Annotated in this window: 4 protein-coding genes; all 4 read right to left on the bottom strand. The window is 41.8% G+C overall.

Annotated elements, in window-relative coordinates; genetic code table 11:
- Positions 1-110 precede the first annotated feature (110 nt).
- The 4 genes from ACYRYG_RS12175 to ACYRYG_RS12160 are packed head-to-tail and all read right to left on the bottom strand — an operon-like array spanning position 111 to position 7,403.
- Positions 111-1,208, bottom strand: coding sequence for a sulfatase-like hydrolase/transferase (locus tag ACYRYG_RS12175; protein WP_460198290.1), 1,098 nt, complete (start codon positions 1,206-1,208; stop codon positions 111-113).
- A gap of 11 nt (positions 1,209-1,219) precedes the next feature.
- On the bottom strand, positions 1,220-3,490 hold the full coding sequence (locus ACYRYG_RS12170) for a TonB-dependent receptor (RefSeq protein ID WP_460198288.1): 2,271 nt from the start codon (positions 3,488-3,490) through the stop codon (positions 1,220-1,222).
- Positions 3,491-3,512: 22 nt separating this feature from the next.
- Positions 3,513-5,003 carry a sulfatase family protein gene (locus ACYRYG_RS12165; protein ID WP_460198286.1) on the bottom strand — a complete coding sequence of 497 codons (1,491 nt, stop codon included), beginning with the start codon at positions 5,001-5,003 and terminating at the stop codon, positions 3,513-3,515.
- A gap of 54 nt (positions 5,004-5,057) precedes the next feature.
- Complete coding sequence (locus ACYRYG_RS12160) at positions 5,058-7,403, bottom strand: glycoside hydrolase family 3 C-terminal domain-containing protein (protein ID WP_460198284.1); 2,346 nt, start codon at positions 7,401-7,403, stop codon at positions 5,058-5,060.
- Between the last annotated feature and the right edge of the window lie 65 nt (positions 7,404-7,468).

The raw sequence follows: 7,468 nt of genomic DNA, 5'->3' as shown, positions 1-7,468 counted from the left end.
TCTGAAAAGGAGACTTCTTGCTTCTGATTCGCCATATCTAAAGGATTAAAGGATTTATACTGTGGCAAAGATACAAAAAATCCCTTTTCATTCCCTTTGGCGAAAGACAATCATGTACGTTTCATATAAGAAGGAATTGGAGTCTTTGACATTCCTAAAATGGTAGGTGCAAGATCTTCAAAAGATATTAATCTATCACATGTAGTTCCATTCTCAGGTAGCCATGCCGTACGATATTTATCAGGAACATGTATAATCATAGGGACACGTGTAGAACTATCATATCCATCACGTTTGCACCTTGGAAGGCAATCTCCATGATCAGTAGTAAAAATGAATATGGTATTATCCCAAAGTCCATCAGCCTTGAGATTTTCTATCAATTTCCCCACTTGCTGGTCCATTACCTGAATATTATTATAAAATCTGGCAATCTCTGTTCTCGTGCTTTTCGTATTCATGTAAAACGGATCAACACTGACCTTCTTAGGATCTGTTTCTTTGATCTTATACATAGCACGCAGTTTATCCCATTGTAAGGCAATCGGACGATACCATTTTTGCAAACCAGGATCTTTAGAATCAAAAAGGCCAGACTCATGTGTGATCTGTGGATTATAGTTAAACATAAAGGGACGTCCCTTTAAATCAAGAGTACGCCATACGGGTTTCAAGGTGTGTGCCATAACATCACTGTAGCCTTTTGGCTCAATAGAATTCCATATTGAGAAAGCTCCCGGATTGACAGGACTGGAAAATTCATAATCAAATTTTACATCACAATAGGTATAATACCCGTTACGACGCAATAATTCCGGATAAGCTTTGATATAGGAAGGGGGGACGGCAAAATACGGACCACCCTTATAACCGCAAGAGCGCATCTCCATCAGATTCTCAAAGTTCTGGAACACACCGGTAATTAATCCCGAGCGTGATGGAGAAGACACTCCGGCCATTGTATGTACATTTGTAAAACGTACTCCTTCCTTAGCCAGATTATCTAAATGAGGCGTTACAGCTATCGGATCTCCATAGCATCCCAAGCGGGGACTTAGATCTTCAGAAATCACTAATACGATATTCGGCCTATCAGAATTTCTTTGCGCTTGCAAATCATTTGGAGATACACTCTGAGCTAAGGCACCTGTTACACTGGTCGTAGCCGTTACCAGGGTCAGGGTTTTGTATAAAATGTTATTATTCATAATACTAGTATCTAAAATTTAAACGTTGTTTTAAACTCAATCTGGAAAGGACGAATATAAGTACAAGCTAAAGGCTGATCATAATAATTTGAGGCAGCCTCCTTCGTGATCGTATTCGCTCCCGCAATATTGCCCTGAGCTCCAGTCTGGTTCAACAGATTAATCACATTCAGAGAAAATCCGACAGTCTTATTCGGATTATAATCTAATCCTGCAAAAGTTTCCCATCTTGAAGCAAAATAGAGGGCATTAGAAAAACATGCATATTGTTTAGAATAATAGCGTGCACTGGCCCAGATCCGGAATTTCTTGAATTGATATGAAGGGTCAATCTCCATAAGACACTTTGATACGGCGCGCACGGTTGCATTTGTATAGCTGAATTTCTGGTCAAAAGCGGTAAAGTCAAAATCAGTATATTTTGGATTCTGCAGTGTCAGCAGATAATGAAGAGCAAAACCGAGGAAGGGTCTCCAGTTCATGTCAGTAGTCCATCCCAAAGTTTTCACCCCATATTTTACCGTAAGACGGGTGATCTCCGTAGCATCCTGAGGATTCTCGAAATTACCAGCAAAGGAATAATTTGAACGCGTGATATAATTTATCTTTGATGTTACATCAAATTTCGAACTGTTGTAATAAAATCCAAAGGAAAGTACTTTGGTAGCACTTGTCTTAATATCAGGATCAACTGCCTGGCAATAAGAAGAAAGATTGCCATCTATTTCTGCATACATGACATCAGCAGTAAAGCCTCCTCCATTAAATGTGTTCCATACAAAATTAGCCGTTCCTGTTTTGTGGAACCAGTCTTTTTGCAATTTCTCCTTTCCTGTTAATATGTTCCAACCGTCAGATGACTTGCCCCTGCAACTTGTCGGAGCCCAATAACCATCTATATGCTGCCATTCCAAGCGTGTTCCTAAGTCTACGGTAAAACGTTTCGCGAAATGCCATTTGTCGGTAGCATAAAAAGCAAATTTAGAATCAAGACCATCATAATACTGAATGGCACTATTCGGATTCTCATCTCCCCAGGAATCACTTGAATTTGTCCAAACCCCATTTACTAATTTTTGATGTACTAAAGATGTCGGATTCTCTTCCACCGTAGCATAGGTCCCATAAACAGCACGATATGCATTATTTGCATTCAAACCATCAGCACTGAGTCCCAGTAACCAATTATTGTTCTTACTATTCTTGGATAGTTCGGCACGCATATTGGCTCCAAACTTACCCCATTTATCAGCAATTGCCATCTGTCCCTTTTGAATCATACCCGTATAAACCTGATCAGGATTTGACTGATAAACGTATCTGTTAGTAGAGCCTTGTGATGTAGCATCAAATATGGTTCCATAATTAGGATTACAAAAACCTGACTGTGCAAAATGCAACCGTAATGCATAATGAAATTTCATTGCATTAGCGAAGTAGTGATTACCCAGAATATCAAAAATATGAGAGGTAGAACCGGTCTTCTTCAAAATATCCCAATTATACTGTTCTCCCGTCCAGATATCATGGGGATGGGCCACCCCACTCTTTTCAGCATACATGGTAGTTCCTATATCCAGTCCATTATATTCAGAAACTGTACCATCAGAATGGTAAACATAAGGATTAATATTCCATTGAGTTACTCCTTCTGAATTTGCGAATTTGTATTGCAGGCCTATCTCTCCATGTTTATATTTCTTATTGATGAAAAACCTAAATATCTGGGTTTTATCATTAAATCGAGAGAACTGAAGCCGCTGGCTTGTCGGATCATAATTGAGAAATGCACTTGCCTGATACGACCAGCCATGCTTAAGAGGTCCACTTACTTTGCCATTAAAACGAATTAAGCCAAAGGTGTTGGTTTGTATGCCTGCAACAGCACTGAATACAGGAGTACCTTTACCCGATTCCGTTGACATTGCGACCCCAATAGAACCATTCATTATGGCAGTCTTGTAAATATTAAGCGATTGTACTTTCGAAAAGCTCCCGTCCTGCCTCCAGACTGTTGTCGGTGACTGGGACTGATAGTCGTATGTGACAGGCATTCCATTTTCAAGGATTGTTGTACCTCCGAGGTCAGAAGGTAAGCCTATATTAATTTCACGTGGACTATCAGCAGAAGAAGCATTCAGCAGCATACTCTCGGCCTCACGATTTGTAGACGAAGAGGAAGTGGTTACATTCTTCTTGCTTTTGTCTATTTCCTGTGCATGAATGACTGCAGGAAATACAATGAACATTGTCATTGATAGAATAAAAGTTTTCTTTTTCATGTGCGTGTAATAATTAAAGGTTTTAATAAGTTTGAGCTCCTTCTTTCAAGAGTTTATCTTGTAATTTATAATTTTCAAGCATGTACTCTCCATTCTTTGATTTTGGCTTTATGCCTTTTTTCGCAGCATTAAGAATATTGTCCCGACGCTGACCTACAGTAAGTGCATCTGTTCCAAATTCATACTGGAGAAGTGGCTTGACGTAGAAACCTTTCGTATGCTCTAAAGAATCAATCTTCTGACAGATCATCCTGACGATCTCCGGATGCTGGGCTTTGACGTTATGACGCTCACCAATATCATCACGTAAATTGAACAGAAGTGTGTCATGAGCCGGTTCGTCTGCTTCCCAGAAATTACCCATAACTTTTTTCTCAGGAAGTTTTAGTTTCCAATCACCGGAACGAAACGCCATGAGTCTGGGTGACGAAGGGGATGAGGTCGAATTTATATAAGCAAAATCTTGGTTTGCACGTTTTCCTGTACCTAACAGTACTGGCATAATGTCGTATCCGTCAATGCACCTGTCCGTAGGCATATTCCCGCCAACCATTTTTGCAAAGGTAACATACCAGTCCAACATACAAGCCACCGAATGTTCCACCTGACCAGACCTGATATGACCGGGCCATCTGACAATCATTGGAACACGCTGGCCCCCATCCCAGGTGGTTCCTTTTCCACTATAGCAGGGCAGAGCACGGCCACCATAAGGTCCTTCATGTAACCAGGGGCCATTATCAGAAGAAAAACAGACGATAGTGTTTTTATCCAGTCCGCATTCTTTTAATTTTTTCAGAATCTGTCCGACGCCCCAGTCTAATTCCATGATCACATCACCATACAGTCCATTCTTTGATTTTCCAAGGAAATTTCTTGACGCAGCTATTGGTACATGTGGCATATTATAGGCTACATACAAATAAAAAGGAGAATCCTTATGCTTCTGTATATAGTTGCATGCCTTCATGGTGTAAGTCCATGTTGTAGAATCTTTTGCTGCAGGTACTCCCTGTGCCTTGTCTCCATCAATATATACGAATGGTCCATTATCGATGGAGCATGTTGTTCCGAAGAATTCATCAAATCCCTGCCGCTTTGGCAGATATTGAAAATCTGTCCCTAAATGCCACTTTCCGAAAAGGGCAGTAGAATAGCCACAAGGTTTTAACACTTCTGCAATGGTTACTTCATCTGGACTCATCCCCGTATAACTATAGGGCATAAACACATGTTTGATACCTAAACGACACGCATAACGTCCGGTCATCAGTCCTGCACGCGAAGGTGTAGAAACCGGTGCAGAGGCATAAAAATCAGTGAACCGCATTCCTTCAGACGCCATCCTGTCAAGGTTAGGTGTCTGATTGAGGGGAGAACCATAACAGCTCAAATCAGAATAGCCCAAATCATCTGCATAGATAAAAATGATATTAGGACGTTGTTGTGCTATCATTGGCATAGCCGTCAAAGCTAATCCCGCTGATGCAATTACTTTACTTATTCCTTTCATAATCGATATTAAATTACTTATTCATTATTTTGGTATGATTTGAATTCAGATGAATCATTTTTGCTCGGGCAGAAGGCTTGGGGTCACCTTCTCTGTCACGCCGGCACACTCGATGATTCTCGTAGAAAGAGGAGACTTATCAGCTGCATTACGGGCTACTTCCACAGTATAGTTCCCAGCTTCCACTTGCCACTGGCTATCTTTCTCATTAAAAGAGGCCAAAGATGAATAGGGAATGGCGATGCTCACGGTTTCGGACTCTCCAGGAGCAAGATTCCTGGTCTTTGTAAACCCACGGAGTTCGCGGGAAGGTTTGTCCATGTCTTTCCCCGGGGCAGCGACATAAACTTCCACAACCTCTTTTCCGCTCTTTTTCCCTTTATTAGTAACGTTTACTTTTACTTCCAGATCACCTTGACTATCTTTTATTACGGCCAACTGGCTATATTTGAAAGTCGTATAGCTCAGACCATATCCGAAGGGGAAAGACACTGGAATATTTTTAGTTGTATAATACCGGTAACCGACATAAATACCATCATTATATGTGGTATAGTCGAAATTCTTCCGGCTTCCTTCAGTCCGCACATTAGCAAAACCTTTCAAACTCTCCAAAAGTTGGTCTTCACTGATCTCATCTGGATTGGGGAAATCTGCTTTACTCGGTACATCAGTATAACTCTTCGGCCATGTCATCGGGAGTCGTCCTGACGGACTTTCTTTCCCAGTCAGGATGTCTGTAACCGAGTTGCCTCCTTCCTGCCCGGGTAACCAGGCTACAAGTACCGCATCTGGTTCACTTATCCAACTTGATGTCTCAATGACGCCACAGACGTTAAGTACGACAATGACTTTCTTCCCTTGTTGATGAAAAGCTGAACAAACATCAGCAATCATTCCCTTTTCTTCCTGAGTCAGGTTGAAATTGTTCTTTATAGAACGATCGGCAAATTCTCCTGAAGTCTTGCCGATGGTAATAATGGCAGCATCGTTATCTTTCGCTGCCCGATGAAGATTTGGAGCATTAATGGTCATTTCCGGTATTAAATGTTTGGGAAGGAAGGCTGCAAGAGGATTATCGCTGGCCGGTTTACTGGCAGGAGTTTTGGAGATGTAATCTTCATAGCATTTCTGAACAGATGGATCAATGCTTAACCCGCCATTCTTCAAACCGTCAATCAAACTGACCACATAAGCATGATTTACATTTCCGGAGCCGGTCCCCCCGGCAATAAAATCGTATGATGTACGTCCGAACACAGCTATGTTTTTTATTTTAGAGTGAAGAGGTAAAGTGTTTCTTGTGTTTTTCAAAAGGACCATTCCCTCCTGAGCCGCTTGACGGGTCAAGACAGCATGTGCTTTCAGATCAGGTTGATTATCTGCGACATAGCCCTTAAACCTCGGCGTTCTCAAGATTAGTTCCAATATATGTCTGACATTACGATCTATAATATCCATAGAAAGGCGTCCATTAAGTACCGCCTTCTTAATATCATCACGCTGCGACTTTTTCCCCGGCATAAGAAGATCGTTGCCCGCTTCCATCTGAAGGGTAACGTGCTGACCGCCATACCAGTCGGTCATGGCCATGCCCTTAAATCCCCATTCACGCCTGAGAATATTGGTAATCAAATCACTTCGCTCACTGGTCATCGTCCCATTTATCTTATTATAAGAAGTCATGACCGTCCAAGGCTGTGCTGTTTTTACGGCGATTTCAAAGGGCTTAAGGTAGATCTCCCTGAAGGTCCGGGGACTGCCGATGACATTATTACTTGTCCGGTTCGTCTCCTGGTTGTTCAGTGCAAAATGTTTGAGAGACGTACCTACGCCATTACTTTGAACACCCTTGATCATTGCGGCGCACACAGTTCCAGCCAATAACGGATCTTCAGAATAGTATTCGAAATTCCGCCCATCAAGAGGATTACGTTGTATATTAGTAGCTGGAGCAAGCAAGATGTCCACGCCATAACGAAGTACTTCGTTACCCATTGCTTCACCTACTTTATAGACCAGTTGCGGATTCCAGGTTGAACTCATGACCGTTGCCACCGGAAAATGTGTGCAATAAAATTTCTGTGAGGTCCCCTGACGCGTAGCATCAATACGCAGGCCGGCAGGACCATCAGCCACAACAGTTGCGGGAATGCCCAGACGAGGAATACCATTCATTTGACCGGCTGCTCCTGCTACCAATTTAGCAGAATTCCCGATCGTGGCTGTAGCCTGCGTACTCATATTCCCCTGACTTCCCACAAGAAGATCTATCTTCTCGTCCAGTGTCATCGCTTTAATAACCTGGTCAAGAGATGATTTTCCTAATTGAGGGCTTTGTGCACTGACAGTTATGGCTAATAAAGACAAGGTAGTCAGAAGCAAGTTTTTCTTCTTCATTATCAATTAATAGATGTTTGGTTTTCTGACAGCAAAATTATCATCTTTTCTGTAAGATCGTTCTT

This window comes from Segatella asaccharophila, assembly GCF_054687055.1.
The sequence above is the reverse complement of the archived record's forward strand: the minus strand, read 5'-3'. Positions and strand labels throughout refer to the sequence as shown.